Source organism: Paenibacillus harenae DSM 16969, assembly GCF_000422465.1.
Lineage (GTDB): Bacteria > Bacillota > Bacilli > Paenibacillales > Paenibacillaceae > Pristimantibacillus > Pristimantibacillus harenae.
This window is the reverse complement of sequence record NZ_KE383842.1, coordinates 1007502-1029238: the sequence shown is the minus strand read 5'-3', so window position 1 is coordinate 1029238 and position 21737 is coordinate 1007502. Positions and strand designations below refer to the sequence as shown.

Genomic DNA, 21737 nt, shown 5'->3' with positions numbered 1-21737 from the left:
TGCATCGATGTATTAAACCTTGACTTCTTCCTTCTTCCGCGTATCAGCCAAGCCGGCTTGCAGCGACTTCAACCCCTGCTCGACGATAGCGAGCCCCTGCTTCAGGACGGCATCCTCAATCGTCAACGGAGGCATAAGCTTGGCTACTTCGTCGAACGGTCCTGATGTTTCCATAATCAATCCGTTGCTGAAAGCGTAAGCGCATAAGGCGGATGCATGCTTCGGGTCATGGAATACAAGCCCTTGAATGAAGCCGCGGCCGCGCAATTGTTGAATCAGCTCCGGATATTCCGCCGCAAACCTGGTTAACGCGCTGCCGATAACGGAAGACTTTTGTTTGATGCTTGCCTGGAATTGATCGGATTCCCAGAAGGTCAGCGCTTCGGCTGCCGCAACAAAGCCGAGATTATTGCCGCGGAATGTCCCGTTATGCTCGCCCGGACGCCAGATGTCGTATTCCGGCTTGATGAGCGTAATCGCGAGCGGCATTCCGTAACCTCCGATCGACTTGGAGAGGCAGACGATATCCGGCTTGATGCCGGCCTCTTCGAAGCTGAAGAAGCTGCCGGTGCGGCCGCAGCCCATCTGCACATCATCCACGATGAGCAGCATGCCATGCTTACGGCAAATCCTTTCTACGCTGCGAAGCCAGGAGGCCGACGCCATATGGAGCCCGCCTTCTCCCTGAAGCGTTTCCAGAATGACCGCCGCCGGCAGGTCGATCCCGCTTCCGGGGTCATCAAGCAGCTTATCCAGCATCAAGCTCGTATCCTGCGACTCGCCGAAATATCCGTCATACGGCATAAAGGTCGTGCCGCTTAGATGCTGTCCCGCTCCGCTTCGTTTAAACCGGTTCCCGGTTGCCGATAAAGAGCCCTGCGTCATGCCGTGGAAAGCATTCGTAAAGCAAATCACATTCGTTCGTCCCGTCACTTTGCGGGCTGTCTTCAAGGCGCTTTCAACCGAATTCGTACCTGTCGGCCCGGGAAACATCACCTTATAAGAAAGGCCGCGCGGCTTCAGGATCACTTCGTTCAACTTGACCAGGAAGCTCTCCTTCGCCTCCGTCGCCATATCCAGGCTGTGCGCTACGCCGTCATTCATCAAATAGTCGACGAGCTTCGTCCGGATTCCCCGGTGGTTATGACCATAATTTAGAGCGCCGGCGCCGGCAAAAAAATCGATATAACTTTTTCCGTGAACATCCCACATGACCGCATTGCTGGCCTTCTTGAATACCGTCTGAAAGCTCCGGCAGTAGCTGCGAACCTCCGATTCCATCCGGTTAAACACGTGAAGATCCTGTGCTGCCGATTGTTTTGCATTCATATTGCAACCCCTCCTTATCCTTTTTTGTCAAGTGGCGGTTGGACATTGGCTGATGACACCAGCGGGCCGATCCGGTATAACAGCTCCTGATCATGCCTCATCGATTCGGGGAACAGGCTGACTCCGTATTGTTCGGCAACGGCGCAGCCGCACCCGTATTCTTCGGCCAGACTCCTGAACAATCTGCTTGAAGCCGCGTTCTCTGGACCGATGGTCGCCTCCACGAAACGGATACTTTCATTGCCTTTACGCGTCAATATTTCCCGTAGAAGAGATTTGGCAACGCCTCTGCCCCGCGCTTCAGCCGCAACGGCAACCTGCCAGACGAATAACGTATCCGGATCATCGGGCCTGCGGAAAGCAGACATAAAGCCGATCGCTTCCGTACCGTTCCTCGCAACTGCGCAGGTGTCGCGGAATAAATCGCAGAGCATGATATAACAATAGGGTGAATTCAAATCCAGCGTGCCCGCTTCTTTTATAAGCCGCCATACGGCCGCCCCGTCGCTCGCGTCAGTGACGCGGCAGCGATCGATTAGTCCGGAAGAAATACTCATTTCATTTCCCTCCTTTCGGGCGAGAAAATCGTTTCCTTACAGAAAACGCTGCAGAAACGACTTTAACCGGTCGCTTTGCGGATTCTCGAACAGCTGCTCCGGCGTTCCCTGCTCGACAATCCGGCCTTCCGCTCCGAATACGATGCGGTCGGCGACCTCTCTTGCAAATTCCATTTCATGCGTTATGAGCAGCATGGCCATATCGTCGTCTTCAGCTATATCTTTAATGACCGTCAGCACTTCCCCTACTAATTCGGGATCCAGCGCTGAAGTAACCTCATCGAATACCATCACCTTCGGCTGCATGACCAGCGCTCTCGCGATGGCAACCCGCTGCTTCTGTCCGCCGGACAATTGGGCGGGAAAGTCATGAAGCTTCTGCTCCAAGCCCACCTTGCGAAGCATCTCGACGGCGCGTTCTTCGGCCTCTTCCTTCGATAATTGAAGAACGGAACGGGGGGCGAGCGTGACATTTTTCAATACCGACATATGAGGGAATAGATTAAAATGCTGAAAAACCATGCCGATTTTGCTGCGAATCCGGTGCAGATGCTTTTCATTGGCCCGGACAATCTTCCCTTTCCTCTCCATTTGCCAGAGCGGCTCATCATCGATCAGAATCGATCCCGACGTAGGCTCCTCCAGGGTCATGAGCATCCGCCCGAGCGTCGTTTTCCCTGAACCGCTGGGGCCGATTAACGCGATTTTCTCTCCTGAGAAAATATCCAGATCAATACCGTTGATGACCTCAAGTTCCCCGAAGCTCTTGTGAATGGATTGATACCGCACAATGGGCTTCCGCTTCGCCGGCTGTTGACGGCCGAGCTTCTCGAGCCGAATAGAGGGCTCCTCTTCGGAGTACGGTCCTCTCTGCGCTTCCGCAATCATCGTTTTCCACCTCCCGTTAGTTGCTTCGTGCCGAAATATCGTCGTTCCAATAACCGGATGCCGAATGAAAAGAGCAGGCTCGTAACAAGAAATAATAGTCCTGCAAGCGTATAAGGCTCAAATACCCGATACGTTATGGAAGCTTCGCTCTTCGCGGTCAATAGCAGTTCAACCACGGTTATAGCCGATAATGTCGGCGTTTCTTTGAAAATAACGATCAAATAGTTGCCCATCACCGGAATAACCGGCGGCAGCGCCTGCGGTAGAATAACGGAAAGCCACGTCTTCCTTTTGGACAAATGAAGCGCTGTCGACGCCTCCCACTGTCCGGTCGGCACGGCATCAATACCGGAACGGAACACCTCCGACATATAGGTTCCATAATGAAGGCCAAGGCCGATGATCCCGGTAATGAATGCAGGCATCGCGAACGGCGTGAGCATAGGCAGACTGAAATACAGGAAGAACAGCTGCACAAGCAGCGGCGTGCTTCGGATAAATTCGACGACGGCGCGTACGATCCAGCGGACGGGGCCGATGGAAGAACGCGCAGCCACGGCAAATACCAATCCGATGACAATCGACAGCAGAAAGCCCGCAATCGTGGCGCCGAGCGTTACGCCGAACGCTTTGAGCAAGGAGGGCAGCAGGTCATTTACATAATCCCAATTCCACAATTCCCTCTCACCTCCAAGCCGTAAGCTTGCGTTCAAGCAATCGGAACGTCACGAATACGCAAGAAGATAGTATAAAATAAATGATCAATAACGATCCGAAAATTTGCGGCGTCCATGTGTAATAATTGTTCCGAATGACCATCGCCTCATAGGTCAGGTCCGATAAGGTAATAAAGTAAACAAGCGAAGTCGATTTCAACAATTCGATCAGTAGGTTGCCGAACGGCGGCAGCATCCTTGCCGCGGCCTGCGGCAGGATAATGCGAAGCATCCGCTCGTTCGGCGATAAATTTAGCGCAATTCCCGCTTCATGCTGTCCGCTCGGAATCGCCTTGATCGAGCTGCGGACGATCTCGGCGCCGTATGCGCCGATATTTAACCCAATGGCCAGTACAGCAGCCGTAACTTTTGACAGCTCGATGCCGAGGAACGGCAGAGCGAAGTAAACCCAGAACAGCAGAACCAGCAGCGAACAGGAACGAAACAATTCAACATAGCCGGTTGCAATCCCCCGAATGATCGCATAGCGGGATAACCGGGCGAGGCCTGCTGCTGCCGCCAGCAGCAGAGCAACCAATGAAGCCAGCAGCGTTACCTGGAGAGTAATGAGCAGCCCGTCAGCAAGCAAGGGCAATGATTCCAACCAAGGCGCATTCATCTTTAAGCCTTACAAAGCGCTTCGGCCGTCGCTTCTCCCGGAAGCTCCTGCTCGGTGAAACCGAACTCTTGCAAGATTTCCAGAAGCTCACCGGACTCCTTCATTTTCTCAAGCTCCGCGTTATATGCCTCCTGGAACGCTTCATCGCCAAACCGGAATGCCGTTGCGCCGTAACCGCGCACGCTTTCACCATCGATCACCGGCTGCTCGAAATCCATTACACGCTCCAGCTTGCTGTCGTTAGCGGCGGTTAAGCGCGATTCTAACGCCGGACCGGTCATCGTCATCGCATCCGCGCGACCGGATTGCAGGGCGCTGATCGCCGCATCCTGGTCAGGAACAATGACGATGCGATCTTCCGGTATGCCGGATTTTTTCAAATACTCGACCTCAACCGCTCCTGCCATTACCGCTACCTTCGCATCCGCATGGTCCGCTATCGCCTGATAGCTCGTTAATCCAAGAGGATTGCCTGCTTCCACGGCGAGCCCCTCGCCAATGCTGTACTCCGGATTTGCGAATAGCACGGCGCTGCAGCGGTCTTCCCTGATGAACATACCTGCCGTAATCAGATCAAACCTTTTGGCCTGAAGACCGGCGATCAGAGACGTAAATTCGGTCAACTCTCCGCGCAGCTCATCGATTCCAAGCCGTTTCAAAATCACTCTCGCAATCTCAACCGCTTCCCCCGTTAGTTCACCGTCGGCATTTTTGAAAGCATACGGATTCTCGTTCGCGAAGCCGACTGTAATGTAGCCTCTCTTCTGCGCTTCCGCAAGCGTATCCGCTGCCGCCTCCTCGCCTTTGTTTGCGCAGGCTGCCAGAAGCAGCATAGACAGAGCCATCAGAATGGCTATACCCTTTCTCACGCTTTCTCACATCCTCTGCTTTTTTTTCGTACACCTATAAGGCTACCATTCATTCGTTTGGAGGTCATTTCCAGAAATTTGTGATAATTCAGCGAATAAAGAGCTCTCGTTACGAGAGGGGGGATCAGGGGACTGATCCACCCAATTCCTCCCACATCCTCCCGAATCGTATCCGATACGACGGTTTTATCCAGCTGATTCGTATGTTATATAAGGATCCCTTATAGTCAGACAATTTGTCCGAGTCTCATTAATTCTTATTTGGTTCACCATCTTAAATATTATTTTTATTTATATTTTTTTCGTGCAATTGACCCCTGCCCGATTTCTAGCTATAATGAAACACATCATATCGGCGATGGAGTTCGCCATAATCGCCTTAGCGCTAATGACTCCTACCAGTCTTATTTGTTGCTGGTAGGAGTTTTTTTTGAATGCAAGGGGAACGAAATGAAAGGATCGTATCAGCATGGGGGTTCTAGTTCAATTCTCGTTAAAATGGCTGCTGATCGCCGGACTTGCCGGAGCTGCCGCAGGAAGCGCCTCCGCCCTGTTCCTCGCCGGCTTGGACTGGGTGACGAACGCGCGGGAAGCCAATCCCTGGCTGCTTTGGCTGCTGCCTGCGGGCGGTGCGATCGTCAGCTTCCTCTATTTGAAGGTCGGTAAAGAGGCCGGCAGAGGCAATAATCTAATCATCGAACAAATCCATAACGGATCAGGAGCCATTCCGCTGCGGATGGCCCCGCTCGTCTTATTCGGGACATTAACGACGCATTTATTCGGCGGCTCCGCCGGACGCGAAGGAACCGCCGTGCAAATGGGCGGCAGCTTGTCCGAAGGGATCGGCAAGCTGCTGAAGCTTAGCCCGCTCGACCGGAAAATCATTTTGATGTGCGGGATAAGCAGCGGCTTTGGCTCCGTGTTCGGCACGCCGCTTGCAGGCACGATGTTCGGCCTTGAGGTGCTGGCCATCGGCTTGATCAGCTATGAAGCGCTGCTTCCCTGTTTTATCGCGAGCTATGTCGGACATCTGGTCACGACGGCCTGGGGCATCGGACATATTCATTACGAGATGGGGCCAGTCCCCTCCCCGGATGCGCTGCTTATCGTCAAAATAACCGCCGCTTCGATTCTTTTCGGCTTAGCCGCCATGTTATTCACCCGTCTCACCCGCTGCCTTAGGCAGGTATTTGGCAGGTGGTTTAAAAATCCTGTCGTCAAAAGTTTCGTCGGCGGATCGATCATCATCATGCTTGTATATGTATTCGGCACGCGCGATTATTTGGGACTCGGCATTCCGCTTATCCAGCAATCATTTCAGGAAGCCGCGCCGCCGTTTGCTTTTCTCCTCAAAACCTTATTTACATCTATTACGCTCGGAACTGGCTTTCAGGGCGGCGAGGTGACGCCGCTGTTCGTCATCGGTTCTGCGCTTGGAAGCTCATTAGCCAGCTTGCTTGGCGTATCCGTACCTTTCCTTGCCGCAATCGGCTTTGTCTCCGTATTTAGCGGCGCAGCAAAAACACCTCTAGCCTGCTTCATTATGGGCATGGAATTATTCGGCTCCGAAGGCGCGGTTTATTTGTTTATCGGGTGCGTGATCAGCTTTCTGTTCTCTGGACGGACGGGGATTTATGAAGCTCAGCTCCAAAAATAAAGGCCTGCTTCCCTTCAAGGGAAACAGGCCTTTGCCGTTTACTTTTATTTAGAAATAAACGATATAAATAACCGCTGCAAGCACGATCCGGTAAATCGCGAAAGGGACAAGCTTAATCTTGTTAATTAGTTTCAAAAAGAAACGGATCGATATGACGGCGAATACGAATGCGCTAATAAATCCGGCGATAAAGAACGGAAGCGAATCCAGCGTGAAATACTCCCAATTCTTCGCAAGCGACAGCAGGCTGGCTCCAGCCATGATCGGCACCGCCATAATAAATGTGAAGTCCGCGGCGGCACGGTGGCTCATGCCGAGCAGCACCCCGCCTGAAATGGTCGAGCCGGAACGGGAGAAGCCGGGCCAAAGCGACAAGCATTGAATAAGTCCGACTGACAGCGCCTGCCTGTACGTGATCTGGTCTACCGACTCTACCTTCGGCTTCGAAGGACGCAGCCTGTCCGCGATGATCATAAATACCGCGCCGATCACAAGGCCGAACAGCACCGTTCTGATCGAGAATAAATACTCGTCGATATAATCGTCGAACAACAGGCCGAACACGCCGGCGGGAAGAAGTCCGACAATGACATGCGTCAGCTTAAGCTTGCTCTTCCGTTCAGCCGGTACGACTTCCGCCTTATTCTTGCCGAACCGCAGGCCGAGCAGCTCAATGAACCGGTTCCGGAACAAAATAACGACCGCCAGAATCGATCCGAGCTGAATGACGATTTTGAACGTATTCGCTGCATATTTCGTCAAAAATTGCTCCGATTGCAGCCACATATCATCCACAATGATCATATGCCCGGTTGACGATACGGGGGCAAACTCCGTCAAGCCCTCCACAATACCCAAAATAATCGCTTTTAAAATCGTTAAAAAATCCATGCGCGGCATAACTCCTAACTTTAATAATGATAGATTCATAGGACTAATAACCCGATTCAAATCATAACACAAATCGCACTAACCGACAAAAGCTGAAACGCCTATCTTTTTCCTTGTTTTCTATTTTTATAGAATGTCCTCGCGTACGGCTCTACGAATAGACAAGATAACCGCCAGCAGCCCGGCAGCGACGCAGCCTGCGGCCACGATCACCGCCAGCGCCCAATTATGCCCGCTCTCGTCGTGCGAACCGCCCAGGCCGAGGGCTAGGACAAAAGAGGCGATAATTACGGCGGATGCCGATTTCCGCAGCATGCCGATATAGAGAGGCAATATCGCTATTCCCGTTACGGCAAAGGCGTTAATGAATATACGCAGCGCTTCATCCGTCAGCAGCTCTGCTGTCAGCGGTTCCGTTATAAACCCGTTCTTGGCATTGGACAGAAGAAAAAAAGCTGCCACAAACGCATTGGAAACAATGGAAGCGGCAAAGGCGAAAATGGCCGTAACCATCAGTTTCGCGGTCAGAATTTGTTTTCTCGGAACCGGATACGTGAATAGCGCTGTAACGGTTTTCGACTTGTATTCCTCCATCATCAGCTTCGACATAAACACCGAAGAGTAAATAATAAACGTCATCTCCACGTAGGACCGGATACTGTAAAAGGCTTCGAGATAATTGCGAACGCCTTCGTTCGGAAGATTCGTTACCACCCACAGCGCAATGAGCAGATTAGCCACGGCAAACGACAACAGCCAATTGCGGGGCTTAATCTTCCTGAGCTCCAGCTTCATCAGCTTATTCATTCGGTTCGCCCCCTTGCATCCATTTCAGGAAATGCTCTTCAAGCGAAATGTTTTTTCGCATCAGCCCTTCCAGCCCGATCTCATTCATGACGAGCGCTTTCGCCAGCTCGGAAGCCGTCACACCGGGATCATAGACGCGTATCGTTTCATTCTCCATGACCTTATAATTCCGGATGCCTAGCTTATCCACCAGTACATAGGACGCTTGCTTCACATCAGTCGTAACGGCTTCAATATAAGCCGTCTGCTCGTTCCTCACCTGCTCCATCGATACCTCTTCGATCAGTTTCCCTTTATGGATCATGCCGATCGTGTCAGCCAGCTTTTCAATCTCATGCAGGATATGGCTGGAGATGAGCAGCGTGATCCCGTAATCCTTGCTTAATCGCAAGAACAACTCGCGCAGCTCGCGAATCCCGACCGGATCCATCCCGTTGACGGGTTCATCCAGAATAAGCAGCTCCGGCTTCGTGCAGACCGCTCTTGCGATGCCAAGCCTTTGCTTCATGCCGAGCGAAAATGCCTTAACCGGCTTGGAGCCGGCATCCTCCAGTCCGACCATCCGCAGCGCTTCTGAGACCGCACGAGGCTCATAGTAGCCCATATAAGCGCAATGAAGCTCCAAATTTTGAGACGCGGACAAATGCTCATAGAACATCGGGTATTCGATCATGCTTCCCATCCGCTTCTTCAGCTCGGAGGCTTCCGCGCCCATCGGCTCGCCGAACAGTTGAATCGTCCCGCCGCTTGGCTGCACGAGTCCCGTCAGCATTCGCATGATCGTCGTCTTGCCTGCCCCGTTCGGTCCGAGGAAGCCGTAAATCTCGCCTTTGCGGATGGTCATGCTGACGTTTGATACAACCTCTTTCCCGTTAAATGATTTACTCAGCTCATGCGTTCGCAGCAGTATACTCACAACCTAACCACTCCTTCGATCCTTCCGCGTTACATCTTTTTCTTCACCAATACAGTGTAACCGATCAAGCTGTCATTCCCGTTTCGCAAATCTTAAGAATGTCTTTCGAATGAAACGCAGAAAAAAAATCGCCGGCTGCCCAAGGGCATCTAGCGGCGATCAAGCTTTGGTTCGAGCTTTATTGGATTCGGCTGCCGGTTTGAGATTTAAAGTAAAAACGGTTTTCTCGTAAGGAATGCTGCGGACGCTAAGCTCGCCGCCAACGTTTTGCGCAAGCCGCTTGGATATGGTCAAGCCGAGTCCGCTGCCTTGATACAACGGGTTTCTCGAATCCTCAAGCGTATACAGTCTCTCGAAAACGCGCTGCTGATCCGTTTCCGCTATTCCCTGTCCGCGGTCCCATATCTCGACTATAACCGCCGACTCACCGCCGCGCAGCGCGAGTCCGACGATGCCGCCCTCGCTCCCGTACCGGATCGCATTCCCGATGAGATTGCCGAAAATCCGCTCGAGCGCCTCCTCGTTGCCAAGCGCGTACAGAGGGGTTTCCGGAATTTCAATCGCGACATCAAGACCTTTGGCCGTAATCGAATCGTAGAAGAATAACATCATATTTTGACAGAAAACATTCATATGGACTTTCGAAAGGGGGATAGGCTTGTCCTCTGACTCCAGTCTCGCCAGATCAAAAAACTTGTTCATCGACGCGGCCATTTCCAGCGCCTTCGCATGTATCCGGCTTAGAAGGCGGTCGCGCTCCCGATCGCCGATGGTTTGGTCTTTCGCAATCGTCTCCGTTAGTCCAAGCACGACGGTCAGCGGAGTCTTAAGATCGTGGGACATGTTCGTCAGCATTTTGCGCATCGAACGTTCCGTTCCCGCATACGCTGCCGTTGCTTTGCGATTGCTCTCGATCAGGCGGTTGATTTGGATTAGAAGATTCTGGAGCTCGCGGTCGGATGTAAACAGCAACAGCTGCTCCGGCGAGCCGCCTTCATTCGCCTCTTGCAGCTTGGCTCGTATATATGAAAGCTGCTTCGTTCGCGCAATGCGCAGTCGGATAAGAATGATCATAATGACCAGCATTGCCGCCGCGGCAGCAAGCGTTAGAGGCAGCAGCATGCTAGAACTCCCCCAGCTTATATCCGATTCCCCACACGGTTTTTATATATCGGGGCTTGGACGGATCATCCTCGATCTTGTCCCGCAGCCGGCTAATGTGTACATTGATCGCATTATCGTCCCCAAAATAGTCCTCGTTCCATACTGCCGTATAGATCTGCTCCTTGGAGAAGGCGCGCCGCGGATTGATCAGCAGCAGCTTCAAAATTTGAAACTCCTTGGTCGTCAGTCTAATATCATGCCCATTCTTGCTTAGCGTCAGCTGATCCGTATCAAGCGTCAGCTCGTGAATACGCAGTTGCGGACTGGCTGAGGTATCCGGCTTCCCTTCCTCCGCGTATACGGTTGCTCTGCGCAAAGCCGAGTTCACCCGCGCCGAGAGCTCTACGAGCGAGAACGGCTTCGTCATATAATCATCTGCGCCGAAGCCGAGTCCGAGCGCTTTATCCAGCTCGCCGTCCTTGGCGGATACGATAAGAACGGGAACGAAGCTCCGCATACGCACAAGCTTAAGAAATTCGGTTCCGTTCAGCCCGGGCAGCATCAGATCCAATACGATCAGATCGATTTTCTCTTGCTCGAACAGCTGAAGCGCCGATCTCCCGTCAACGGCATGGCTTATCCGGTAGCCGTCACGTAGCAGATAATCGGACACCATTTCGGCAATGGCGAGATCGTCCTCTACAATTAATAAGTGCTTTTGCATCCGCTGCTTCCTCCAATCAGCCGAACCGCTGGCGATACCCGCATTTGCGGCACAGCTCCTCGACGGCTTCCCTCCGGGAGAAGCCGTCGTGCAGGCGAGTCGACCGTTCGTTCCCGATGATGTCCGCGAAGGGAGTTTCATGAATATTGCCGAGATTAATGACGCCCTCGCCGTCAAGGCAGCAAGGAATGACGGTTCCGTCGATGAGAACCCCCGCTTGGTTGCGAAGCGCGTGGCAGAATCCTTTGCCGTCATCCTCGGGCTCCTTCAAATCCGGCCATTTGAATTCAGGGTCCTGATTCAGATAAATGCGGTCAGCGATTTTGACGCCGGTGCCCGGTTTAAACTTCTCTTCGATTTTGTAATCCAGCTGGAACGCCTTCTCGATCATGCTAAGCAGCTCACGGTTTTTGCTGCGCTGCAGGTTCGTCTCGTTATCCATTTCCAGGTTCCACAGCCGGAAGGATATAATGATGCTGCTTGCGGCAACCGCCTCGTTCACGAAGGATAAGATATCAGCCAAATATCCTTCCTTATCCTTAGATCCCGGATGGCCGTCGAAGCTGTGCAGCGAGAAATTAATTTGCCGCAAAGCGGGTTTATTAAGAAGTTTGGCTTTGTTTTTCGTAATCAGCGTCCCGTTAGACGTGATGTTGACCTTAAAGCCCTTCTCATGGGCAATGTCGAGCAGCTCGCCGATCTTCGGATGAAGCAGCGGCTCGCCCTTCACATGGAAATAAATATAGTCCGTAAAGGGCTTAATTTGATCCAATGTCTTCGTGAAATCCTCGATGCTGATAAAGCCCTTTGCCCGCTGCGTTGGCGGACAGAAAGTGCATGAAAGGTTGCAAATGCTTGTCGTTTCTATATAAAACTTTTTAAATTTCCTCATCTGCTTATAAGCTCCGTTTCCAATAGGCCGCGGTCCGATGCCGTTCCGATAACCTCAGCCGTCTATGACCAATCGGACCTATTATACTACGTCCGGCCGGAAACTGACAAAAAGGAATAAACGGTCTGCCGCTTATTCCCTGCGCTCGTACCGCAAAGGCTTGATGCCGACCGGTATTGCGCCGGACTCGGCCGCGATGAAAGCCGCCTGAAAGGCGCCTTCATAGAGAAAGATTCGTCCGACGACCGGATTCCGCACCTCAACCGTTATTTTGTAACAGCCTTCGCCATCGTCATACCATTCATGAACCTCGGCGCTTCCTGTCAGCCACCTTGGAAACCGGAAGCGGAACCGTCCCTCGTAGAATCGCTGCTCGCCGGATCGAATCCGTATGCCGCCGTTCGCATCTGCAGAAACGTCCAAATCAACGGCTAAATGTTGTTTATTGCCCAAATAATCGACGATCCTCTTCCGCTCGCCGCTGTAGATCATCGTTGCGTCAAAGCAGCGAACCTTCCGTGGGAATTGAAACCTCCGAACCCAGGTCACGGTCTCACGGCCGTACCGGTCGATATAAGCGTAATTTTCAATCGTGAAAGGAATGCCGCATCCTCCTTGCGGAAACAGGATGTGACGAAACGTGCCGATAAACAAAGGGAAAGCAACCAGCTTGTTATACCAGATTCGCTTCATTACACCGTATCCGATTGACGCGGTCCGGTCTTGGCTGTTGAACCCGAACCGCTGCCTGATCCGGGGATGCAGTTTCTGAAAGCTTTCTCCTAACGCCAGCTCATAAATGGATCTCATCGGACCGCCTCCTCGTCGTGCGTGCGCGGGACAACCGCCGGCTGCACCGCCTTGCGTCAGGCAAATGCCGCTTCGTTCCATTCGCCGCCAGGCATAAGGCGATCATAGGCAGCATTAACGTAAGCGGATTAAAGGGGGACCTGAATAGTTCGGGATTATAAATCATGGCCGGCAGCGTCACCGAGAGCAGAACGGCGATTTGCGCCAAGGCTGTCCATCGCCGTCGATGAAGGAAGGCGGTAATAAGACCGAAGCCGATCTCGCCAATGCCGAGCAGCTGCACGGCCTGCCGCTCCGCTCCGTCAAACCACCCGGTTTGGCTCATGAATGTCAGTTCGCCCCACTCGGGGAACAGCAGCTTGGGAACGATACCTTCATAACACCATAAAGCGCAGAGCAGAAAGACGCAGCCGTAATGAATAAGAGCCCGCTCGGCGGTCACAGACGGAGGGATCCGTTCCTCCAGCCAAATTCGCAACCGGTCAAAGCTCCATGCGGTTGCGTAGCCGAACATCGGCCTAAACAACCAGCGGTCGAGCAGCTGGCCCGCAATGCCGAAGCGCGTGCTGTAATCAAACAACGTAGAGAAGGTAACATGCCGCCCTTGCGGTTTGTATTGCCAATAGCCGCCGCCTTGCCGAATAAGCGATACCTTCTGCTCAGAAGCGAATGCTAAGGTCGAGAGCCGCTCTCCGCTCTTCTCGTCCGTTTCGCTCCCCGTTTCGCCGGTCCCTTCGATGCGGAGGCCGAACCCGATACGCGTCCGGTACAGAAATTTCTGGCGCTCCGCCTCGGCTGGCTTCGGCAAATATTGAATTTCTGAGAAACGAAGATCCCATTGCTCATGCAGCTCCGGCGTCTGCGTGCGCTCCCATAACTCCTCGAGTGAAGCATTTATATCCAGTTCGACATAAACCGGCTTATTTTTCATCTTGAGCCTCCTCCTTCTCCGGCGCTAATATGCCGTCCTTCACAAATCGGTCCCGTTCTTCTGCCGTCGGCAGTAAACAAGTATCCGACTTTCCGAACCAGCGGTAACGGTGTACGGCGATCCCATCGTATACCCGGTCCCGAATAGCAGCCGGTGTCAGGATCAACAGATAAAGCAACGGCCACAGCCCGTTCAGCTGACGAAATACGCGCAGCGCGGCATTCGATTTCGTATAAGTCCGGCCGTCTTTAATCATGACAAAGGTATAGAAATCATCAACCGGCAGTTGCGATTCCAATAAGTACCGTTTACCGGCTTTCGATTGCAGCGAAGCAAATCGAAACCGTTTATTTCTGTCCCTCTGAACGACGAATCGGGTAATGGCGCTGCAGAGCAGGCATTGGCCGTCAATAAGCAGTATGGCGGACTGCCGGTCATCCGTTGCGATTTCCTTCATGCTCCCGTCCCCTCCTCTTGCTGCTATTGTACGCGCCGCGCTTGCCCAACGGCAGTTCCAACTTTCGTAGAACAATACGTAAAGGGGTACTACATTTCGTAGTACCCCTTCGACATTCTTTCGCTATTCTTTTCTGTTTCTCGGCTCAAACAGCCCTTTCCGCCGCACCTTTTCCACGGCCTCCCTGCTGCTTCGCACACCGAATTTTTTCAGCATTTTGTTGATCTGATTTTTGAGCGTGCTTTCAGCTTTGTACAGCTTCCGTTCGATCTGAGGCTGCGTATAGCCGGCTTCGATCAGCTCGAACACCTCGCGCTCCGCGCCTGTCAATGCCTTGAGCTGCTCCTCGCGCTTCAGCCGTGCCAGCTCCTTAAGCAGCGCTTCCATCGGCGCGGAATGGTGATAAGCGGTTCGGATCGCTTGCGGCAGCTCCTGAAATCGCGTTTTCTCCAAATATTGAACGGCCCCCGCCGTAAAAGATTGCGTCATGGATTGCTCGTCGTTCAGCGAGGTAAGCATAATGATCTTGGCCGATGAAAGCTCATGCAGCATGACGGCCGTCCGGATGCCGTCCAGCTCGCTTCCCGCAAGTTGAATATCCATGAGCACAATATCGAAACGGATGCTCTTCGCCAGACTTAACGCTTCGTCGGAATTGGCCGCCGTACCAACGACAAGCAAATCTTCCTCCCGGTTCAAATACGCCGTGAGCGCCTTGACCCAATCCGCGTCATCCTCAACCATGAACACTCTGATTGAACTCACGTAAAATTCACTCCCTAAGCTAACGTCAAATGACTTTTTTGCGCGGCCAGAAAAACGAAACCCTCGTTCCTCCGCTATCCCTTCCGGCTAACGCTACGTTCCCGCCGCTTTTCTGCATCACGTTATATACATAGGATAAGCCTAGCCCGAAATTACGTCCTCCTTTGCCGCTGCTGTAGAACGGCTCGAACACTTGGCCAAGCTTATCGTCTGCGATGCCGACGCCGTTGTCCAGTATAGACAACTCCAGGCCACTCTTATGAGGCTCCAGGCAAATCTCGATTAAGCCCCCGCCCGGCATGGCTTCACAAGCATTCATCAAGACATTGCCGATAGCTTCGCTCATATGGATCGGATCGCATAAAATAACCGGTCGGATCGTATAGTCCGCGCTTATCCGCACCCCCTGCTTCTCCATCAATCCCTCATGCTGACGGATACAGGCATCCAATAACCGGTCAAGCCGGATTGGCTCTTCCTTGAGGATAATGTCTTTCGTTTGGCTATGGATGCGGGACATCATCTCCAGCATATGACGGGTGGCATTCGTAATAATTTGCATATGCTGCAGCGTATGTTCATTCTGGTCCGGCAGCATTCCTTTTAAGTTCTCGGTGCTGATTGATATTTTGCCGATCTCATTCTTAATCGTATGATTCAGCATCGTAGTGCCCGTGCTTACCGCCTTCATCGCGCTTTCCAGCGGATCATGTTCAATGCGGAGCCTTACTCCCAGCACGCCATACACGAATGTGCACAACAGAGCCAGCCCGAGCGAATAAATGATGAATACGGAAATGTAATTGAAAAATTCGAAGTTAGGAGAAAAAACCTTCGCCACATAAATAAAGACAAGCACCCCAAGCAGTGTCGGCACGATAATAATCGACGTAATGAACCGGCTTCGCTTAATCCTCGGATCCTGCTCTTTCCAGAAGGAAACCGTAAGAAGCCAACAGGATACAAGATAATAAGGCGCGCTCCATAAGAGCAGCAGCATAAAAAATAACCGTTCATCCGGAACAAGCAGCGTCTGGATGGCCATGAGGACAGCCGGCAGTATCAGCCAGAGCTTCAAGCTTCGCCGTGTGCCTCGATTGAGGCGTTTCCCAGCGTATACGATGCTAAAGACGAGCACCGCATAAGGCGTTACCGTGTAATTCAAAAATTGCAAAACTTCGGCTGTCGTCAGCCAATGTCCTGCGCGCAATAAATCCGTGAGCCCTCCAACGGACGCGCTGATCAAGAAGAAAGCGGCCCACCTGTTTGATTCATTGTTCCGGTTATTGAGCCATACGATGAAAGCCGCAGTAAACAAGGCCATAAAATAAAAAAGCATTATCCGGTACCGTCCTGATCAGTATTTGCTCCCTCTATCCTATCACATCCGGACAATGGAGAGTATACGTCAAAAAACCAACCCTGCTATGTCACAGCGGATTGGTTTTTTGACGTACCTTATCACAATTCCGATAAGGGCTTGCGCGGTTGAGGCTTCGCTTTATTTTGAACGGCCGGGAGATGACGCATGCTTCTAAGCATCGGGCCCTTGCAGATCGGACAGGACTGTTCCGCATCAGCGAACTCATCACGCACCCAGGCCTTGCAATCCTGGTTTTTGCATTTGAAAATTTTGGTCGGCTTTAATTTTGGTTTCTCTTCTCCGGTCGTTGACACGCTTATTAATTCTCCTCTTTTCTTACTCAAAACGCCATTAATTATTTATGCCATTAAATATGCGGGAAGCACACAAACCGGCTTGCTTACCTGGGTGCTTTTCCCTGTAGACTCGAGTGTTCCGCTCTCACGATCTACCGCGAAGGTAACGATATTGTCGGAGTCGCGGTTAGCGGCTAACAAATAACGGCCGTTTGGCGTCAGGGCAAAATGACGAGGATGCCCGCCACCCGACGGCACATGCTGTACAAGCGTCAGAAGACCGGTCTGCTCGTCGCTGGCAAATACAACAATGCTGTCATGTCCGCGATTCGAGCCATATACGAATTTCCCGTCCTTCGAGACGGTAATCTCGGCGCATGTATTTTCGCCATCGAAATCTGCCGGAAGCGTGTTAACGGTGCCTGTTGCATCAAGACGTCCGCTTGCGTCGTCATATGTAAATGAAGTAATCGACGAATCCACTTCATTAATGACATAGGCAAATTTGCCGTTTGGATGAAACGACAGATGACGCGGGCCCGCGCCGGGATGAAGCTTAACTTCGCCATGGCGAATGAATTTACCGTTATCAATCGCGTACGTCACGATAAGATCGAGCCCCAGATCCTGCACGAACAAGTATCGTCCGTCGGGACTATACATGGCGGAATGCGGATGCGGCCGGTCTTGGCGCTCCGGATGAACGCTGTGCCCCTCATGCTGCCGGACGTCCAGCATCTCCCCTACCGTCCCGTCTTCCGCAATGCGAATTAAACCGACCATCCCGCCGTGATAGCTGACCACCGTTAAATAACGGCTATCGGCATCGCGCTGAATATGACAGGTTGTCGAATCTACCGTTACCGCCCGATTCAATAAACGGAGCTTTCCATCAACCCCGTCAATGGCGAAAGAGGCTGCTTCGCCTACCTTTCTGCCGTCTTCGCTTACCGTCTCGGATATGGAATACAATATTTTTTTTCCGGCGTCTACATTTAGAAATGTCGGATTTTTAAGTCCGGCGAACTCGTCCTGCAACGTTAATGTACCCCATTCTTCATCTAAAGCATACACATAAACGCCGCTCTCCTCCGTTTCCGCATAAGAACCGGCGAATACGAGCAGCCGCTGCTGTTCAGTTGTCACAAGCTTTCCCCCCCAGAACCAAAGATTTACCAAGCATGCTCTATTATAAAACGTCAGTCCGTTTGACACAAACCCTTATCATTCATTACAGTGCTGATTCAGGCGCCATCCGGCGCCAGAGATTGCCCGACCAGACAACTCTGTCGCCGGGACAAAGGTCTGCCTCCGCCTTTATCAACGGGACGGAAATCAATTTGCCGTTAACGTCAATAATCACTGATTCCGCCCCGATTTGGATGACCTCGCCGGACCTTATGATTTGACAGCTGCTTTCCAGGGATTGATCATCCATTTCGACGCCTCTTTCCCGGATGATTCATTGCTGCGGTGCACGAGGCGCGCAGACGCCGTCGGCACATAGCAAGTCATCGTCTCCGTCTTTCACTTGATTCAATGCCGGATGCTTCTCATCCCATGCTTTATTCAGCGTATCCAGGAGTACCTCCGGCGATTGCGCTCCCGATACAGCGTATTTGCGATCGATGACAAAGAAGGGAACGCCACGGATTCCAAGGCGGCTGCCCTCCTCTTCTTCCTCCCGAACAACGTCTGCATACAGGCTTGATGCCAGCACCTCTGCAACTTCCGCCGTATTTAATCCGACTTCACCGGACAGCTCAGCCAGCTTTTCCCTGCTGCCGACATTAACCCCATCCGTGAAATAGGCTTTAAACAGCCTTTCCGCAAGCTCTTTGTCCTTGCCGTGCTCAGCGGCGTAATGGACAGCGCGATGCGCGTCGAAAGTATTCGTCTCAACCGTGCCGTCAAAATGAAACGTAAGGCCTACCGCTGCCGCCTGCTCAGCTACGTTCTTCGATGTAGCTTTTGCTTGATCAATGCTCATGCCGTATTTGGCAGCCAGCATGCTGTACGTGCTGATATTCGAATTCGGATCAGCGCCAGGGTTCAGCTCAAAGCTGCGGTAAGCTGTTTCGATTTTTTCCTTATGCGCGAACTGATCCAGCGCCGTTTCTAATTTTCTTTTGCCGATATAACAGAACGGGCATACGTAATCCGACCAAATTTCCACTTTCATTACAGGCACCTCCCTATAATAACCTTCATGATATCTTTTTTACATTGTAACATGTTTAGTTACTACTTTAACAATGGTCAATGCCTGCTTAACAAAGAAAAAAAGATCTTCCACTGAGCATGCTGCCCAATCGTGAAAGATCGCTTCTAATTATACTGCAAATATATGCTTGCCGATTTTCATCGTCTGCTTACGGGACCAAATCCATTCGGATGTCGCCGTATCCGGGTTGAAATAATAGAGGGCGCCGTTCGTAGGGTCATAGCCTTTAACGGCTTCTATAGCCGCCTTATAAGCGGTTGTATCCGGCTTTAATTGGTATTGCCCGTCTGCGACGGCAGTAAAAGCCTGCGGCTGTTCGATCACCTCTCGAATCGTATCCGGAAAGCTGGATGAGGCCAGGCGGTTCATTACGACCGCTCCAACCGAAACCTGCCCCTTATAAGACTCGCCTCGCGCTTCTGCGTATATAATTCTTGCAAGGAGATCCAGCTCCTTCTGGTTGACGGATACCTTCTTAAGCGTAGCCCATGTCTGCGGTCCGGCGATACCGTCGGAGGCGATTCCGTAATCCTTCTGGAATTTCATGAGCGACTCAAGCGTAGCCGTTCCAAAATGAGCGGATAAGTTTTCTTTGAAATAGCCGAGCGTCTTTAACCGGTACTGCAGATCAGGCACATCAACGCCTGTGCTGCCCTTCTTGAGCGTGGCCGGCGGAGCTGCTTCCACGTCTTGAGCAGGCACGCCAAAAGCCATCATGAAGATGAGAATGGCGGACAAACTATATTGAAACATTTTTTTGTTCATCTCAGAATGAACCTCCCTTTTCTTTTGCGCGTGCACGAATCATTCGCAAATTAGAATAAGTTTGGTAACCGTCGACTGGTTTTTACGAGTTTAGCACAGCCGTCAATGAAATGTAACCGTAAATAAACAATTACATATATTTACTAATTTACTTTTTCGGAAATCTGTGAAGGTGATGCCGTCTCCGATTCCCGCGAGCTTAGCTCCGGATAACGGTGCAGCCCGCGCCGAAACGGATAAGCGTTTCGCCCGCCCGATGACCCGCCTCTATTGTTTATTGAGGCGATCCCCCTTTGTTATTGCCGGTATTCTTCTTGCCGTACAAATCCCGAATGATGCGTTTGCCGGTAGGCGTTTGGGCTAGTCCGCCCATGCCGGTCTCCCGGTGCTTGTCCGGCATGGCGCCGCCCACCTCGAGCATCACCTGAATAACTTCATCCGACGGGATGACGCTGCGAACGCCGGCAAGCGCCATATCCGCTGCGGCAAGCGCGGTGACAGCTCCGAATCCGTTGCGGACGATGCACGGAATTTCCACGAGCCCGCCAACCGGATCGCAGATCAAGCCGAGCGAATTTTTCAGCGCCAAGCCGACCGCATGAACGGCCTGCACGGGCGTTCCCCCACGCATCTCCGTCAACGCCCCCGCCGCCATGCCGATAGCGGAGCCGACCTCGGCTTGGCAGCCGCCCTCGGCTCCGGATATGAAGGAGTTGTTGGCGATGACATATCCAATCGCGCCTGAGGCAAACAACCCCATTACCAGCTTGTTGTCATCCCAGCCGAACCTCTCCTGCAAGCTGACGAACACGCCGGGAATAATACCGCATGACCCGGCTGTCGGCGTCGCCACGATCCGGCCCATAGAGGCGTTTACTTCAGACACGGAAAGCGCATAAGCAAGCGCCATGCAAGCCTCTCTGCCTAAGGATGTCTCGCTGCCCTCCATATATTGCCTCACACGGCGCGCATCCCCGCCGGTAAGCCCGCTTCTGGAAGGTACCGGCTCATCGAGTCCGCGTCGGACGGCCTCCTTCATGATCTCATAATATTCCGCCATTTGACGGTATACCTGCTCTTCATCCTGTCCCGTCTCGATCGCTTGCTCCGAGAGCATGATACGTCCGATCGTCTTTTCTTCTTCCTGGCAGCATGCGGCCAGTTCGCTTAACGTTTTGAATTTCATTCAAACAACTCCTTTGGCCGTTAAATCGACAATACCGATGCGCGTAACCTCTTGCATGCCGCGGATGGTTTCCATCAGACTTTCGGATAAGGATTCATCGGTTTCGATTACGGTAAGCGCGTCGCCCAGACGACTTTTCCGGTCGACTTCCATGAAGCCGATATTTATACCCCCGCCCCCTAATAAACCCGTAATCTCGGCCACAATACCGGGCCGGTCTCGGTGAAAGACAAGAAGCGTCGGCGTTCTAACGGTGAAATTCACTTCGAATCCGTTGACGTCCGTCACTACGATATTGCCGCCACCGATCGACGATCCGACGATGACGTCCTCCCGGCCGCCCCCGCTCAGCTTGAGGCGGACGGTATTCGGATGGGAGAAGGGCCCCTTCCCCTTGGTGAACGAAATATGCATGCCGGTTTCCTCCGCGAGCAGCAGCGAGTCCCGGATTCGCATATCGTCTGCCTCGAAGTCCAGAAGGCCGGCGGCAAACGCCAAATCGCTGCCATGCCCTATATACGTTTCGGCGAAAGAGCCATAGAGCATAATTTCGGCTATTTCCGGACGCTGTCCGAATATGCGCCTGGCGGCGCGTCCGATTCGCAGCGCTCCCGCCGTATGCGAGCTGGACGGTCCTACCATACTCGGACCTATAATGGAAAATACGTCTTTGAACCGCACGGCGTTAGCCACCTCCAACTGTTTCCATCCTTTATTATTCGCTCAGCCACTCCCGAAGATGCGCTTGAACGGATACATCGTCATTTAGATGAAGATAGTCCTTATGGATCCCGATTCAGTGTTTGATTTCTTCGGGCAGTTATAATCCGGCATCCGTTTCAAACAAGGTTTTCGCAAGAACGTTATATGGAGGCAGCTTTATAACCATTGGGCTTGTTTTTTGTCATGTAACCGGTCGGGACATTGTCCCGCTCGGCTTTGCTTGCTACAATAGAACCGTAATTGTTTTT

At 52.3% G+C, this 21737-nt stretch carries 25 protein-coding genes and 1 riboswitch; of the genes, 1 reads left to right on the top strand and 24 read right to left on the bottom strand.

Annotated elements, in window-relative coordinates:
• Positions 1 to 12: 12 nt before the first annotated feature.
• Genes ectB through ehuB form a run of 6 tightly spaced genes read right to left on the bottom strand, consistent with a single transcriptional unit; the run spans position 13 to position 4942 of the window.
• Entirely contained in the window at positions 13 to 1329 is a 1317-nt protein-coding gene (gene ectB / locus H581_RS34105; protein ID WP_036718654.1) for a diaminobutyrate--2-oxoglutarate transaminase, read from the bottom strand.
• Positions 1330 to 1343: 14 nt separating this feature from the next.
• Positions 1344 to 1886: a diaminobutyrate acetyltransferase gene (gene ectA, locus H581_RS34100; RefSeq protein WP_051250818.1), complete on the bottom strand. Its 543-nt coding sequence runs from the start codon at positions 1884 to 1886 to the stop codon at positions 1344 to 1346.
• Positions 1887 to 1922: 36 nt separating this feature from the next.
• Positions 1923 to 2774, bottom strand: a complete 852-nt coding sequence (ehuA, locus tag H581_RS0115090; RefSeq protein ID WP_028610742.1) for an ectoine/hydroxyectoine ABC transporter ATP-binding protein EhuA — start codon at positions 2772 to 2774, stop codon at positions 1923 to 1925.
• On the bottom strand, positions 2771 to 3451 hold the full coding sequence (gene ehuD, locus H581_RS0115085) for an ectoine/hydroxyectoine ABC transporter permease subunit EhuD (protein WP_028610741.1): 681 nt from the start codon (positions 3449 to 3451) through the stop codon (positions 2771 to 2773). Before ehuD ends, ehuA begins: the two co-directional genes overlap by 4 nt.
• Before the next feature lie 7 nt (positions 3452 to 3458).
• The gene (ehuC, locus tag H581_RS0115080) at positions 3459 to 4109 is read right to left on the bottom strand and encodes an ectoine/hydroxyectoine ABC transporter permease subunit EhuC (RefSeq protein WP_028610740.1); all 651 of its coding nucleotides are present in this window, start codon (positions 4107 to 4109) and stop codon (positions 3459 to 3461) included.
• Between the two features lie 2 nt (positions 4110 to 4111).
• A complete protein-coding gene (gene ehuB, locus H581_RS0115075; RefSeq protein ID WP_425414618.1) occupies positions 4112 to 4942 on the bottom strand; it encodes an ectoine/hydroxyectoine ABC transporter substrate-binding protein EhuB in 831 nt (276 codons plus the stop codon).
• A gap of 381 nt (positions 4943 to 5323) precedes the next feature.
• Positions 5324 to 5383: riboswitch (Fluoride riboswitch) on the top strand.
• A gap of 64 nt (positions 5384 to 5447) precedes the next feature.
• On the opposite strand from ehuB, the gene H581_RS34095 reads away from it, so the two are divergent.
• Positions 5448 to 6635, top strand: a complete 1188-nt coding sequence (locus H581_RS34095) for a voltage-gated chloride channel family protein (RefSeq protein ID WP_051250816.1) — start codon at positions 5448 to 5450, stop codon at positions 6633 to 6635.
• Between the two features lie 48 nt (positions 6636 to 6683).
• On the opposite strand, the gene H581_RS0115065 is transcribed toward H581_RS34095, so the two are convergent.
• The 18 genes from H581_RS0115065 to sdaAB form a co-directional block, all read right to left on the bottom strand.
• Positions 6684 to 7526: an undecaprenyl-diphosphate phosphatase gene (locus H581_RS0115065; protein ID WP_028610738.1), complete on the bottom strand. Its 843-nt coding sequence runs from the start codon at positions 7524 to 7526 to the stop codon at positions 6684 to 6686.
• Positions 7527 to 7652: 126 nt separating this feature from the next.
• Positions 7653 to 8333 carry an ABC transporter permease gene (locus H581_RS0115060; RefSeq protein ID WP_028610737.1) on the bottom strand — a complete coding sequence of 227 codons (681 nt, stop codon included), beginning with the start codon at positions 8331 to 8333 and terminating at the stop codon, positions 7653 to 7655.
• Entirely contained in the window at positions 8326 to 9249 is a 924-nt protein-coding gene (locus H581_RS0115055; protein WP_028610736.1) for an ABC transporter ATP-binding protein, read from the bottom strand. The genes H581_RS0115060 and H581_RS0115055 overlap by 8 nt, the downstream gene beginning before the upstream one ends.
• Before the next feature lie 159 nt (positions 9250 to 9408).
• A complete protein-coding gene (locus tag H581_RS34090) occupies positions 9409 to 10371 on the bottom strand; it encodes a sensor histidine kinase (protein WP_051250814.1) in 963 nt (320 codons plus the stop codon).
• Between the two features lies 1 nt (position 10372).
• Positions 10373 to 11077, bottom strand: a complete 705-nt coding sequence (locus H581_RS0115045; protein WP_028610735.1) for a response regulator transcription factor — start codon at positions 11075 to 11077, stop codon at positions 10373 to 10375.
• A 16-nt stretch (positions 11078 to 11093) separates the two neighbouring features.
• A complete protein-coding gene (locus H581_RS0115040; RefSeq protein ID WP_028610734.1) occupies positions 11094 to 11969 on the bottom strand; it encodes a radical SAM/SPASM domain-containing protein in 876 nt (291 codons plus the stop codon).
• 132 nt (positions 11970 to 12101) lie between these two features.
• Complete coding sequence (locus tag H581_RS0115035; RefSeq protein WP_028610733.1) at positions 12102 to 12779, bottom strand: DUF4166 domain-containing protein; 678 nt, start codon at positions 12777 to 12779, stop codon at positions 12102 to 12104.
• A complete protein-coding gene (locus H581_RS0115030; protein ID WP_028610732.1) occupies positions 12763 to 13710 on the bottom strand; it encodes a DoxX-like family protein in 948 nt (315 codons plus the stop codon). The genes H581_RS0115035 and H581_RS0115030 overlap by 17 nt, the downstream gene beginning before the upstream one ends.
• Positions 13700 to 14167, bottom strand: coding sequence for a thiol-disulfide oxidoreductase DCC family protein (locus H581_RS34085; RefSeq protein WP_036718650.1), 468 nt, complete (start codon positions 14165 to 14167; stop codon positions 13700 to 13702). Before H581_RS34085 ends, H581_RS0115030 begins: the two co-directional genes overlap by 11 nt.
• Positions 14168 to 14290: 123 nt before the next feature.
• Positions 14291 to 14932, bottom strand: coding sequence for a response regulator transcription factor (locus H581_RS0115020; protein ID WP_028610731.1), 642 nt, complete (start codon positions 14930 to 14932; stop codon positions 14291 to 14293).
• A 25-nt stretch (positions 14933 to 14957) separates the two neighbouring features.
• A complete protein-coding gene (locus H581_RS0115015) occupies positions 14958 to 16271 on the bottom strand; it encodes a sensor histidine kinase (protein WP_028610730.1) in 1314 nt (437 codons plus the stop codon).
• Positions 16272 to 16393: 122 nt separating this feature from the next.
• Positions 16394 to 16609 (bottom strand): cold-inducible protein YdjO-related protein, encoded by a 216-nt coding sequence (locus tag H581_RS0115010; protein ID WP_028610729.1) that lies wholly within the window; start codon positions 16607 to 16609, stop codon positions 16394 to 16396.
• Between the two features lie 45 nt (positions 16610 to 16654).
• On the bottom strand, positions 16655 to 17737 hold the full coding sequence (locus tag H581_RS0115005; RefSeq protein WP_028610728.1) for a lactonase family protein: 1083 nt from the start codon (positions 17735 to 17737) through the stop codon (positions 16655 to 16657).
• A gap of 85 nt (positions 17738 to 17822) precedes the next feature.
• Entirely contained in the window at positions 17823 to 18029 is a 207-nt protein-coding gene (locus H581_RS0115000; RefSeq protein WP_028610727.1) for a hypothetical protein, read from the bottom strand.
• Between the two features lie 24 nt (positions 18030 to 18053).
• Positions 18054 to 18773 carry a DsbA family oxidoreductase gene (locus H581_RS0114995; protein WP_028610726.1) on the bottom strand — a complete coding sequence of 240 codons (720 nt, stop codon included), beginning with the start codon at positions 18771 to 18773 and terminating at the stop codon, positions 18054 to 18056.
• Positions 18774 to 18923: 150 nt separating this feature from the next.
• The gene (locus H581_RS0114990; RefSeq protein ID WP_028610725.1) at positions 18924 to 19580 is read right to left on the bottom strand and encodes a cell wall hydrolase; all 657 of its coding nucleotides are present in this window, start codon (positions 19578 to 19580) and stop codon (positions 18924 to 18926) included.
• Between the two features lie 274 nt (positions 19581 to 19854).
• A complete protein-coding gene (gene sdaAA / locus H581_RS0114985; protein WP_028610724.1) occupies positions 19855 to 20766 on the bottom strand; it encodes an L-serine ammonia-lyase, iron-sulfur-dependent, subunit alpha in 912 nt (303 codons plus the stop codon).
• Positions 20767 to 21447 (bottom strand): L-serine ammonia-lyase, iron-sulfur-dependent subunit beta, encoded by a 681-nt coding sequence (gene sdaAB / locus H581_RS0114980; RefSeq protein ID WP_028610723.1) that lies wholly within the window; start codon positions 21445 to 21447, stop codon positions 20767 to 20769.
• Positions 21448 to 21737 lie beyond the last annotated feature (290 nt).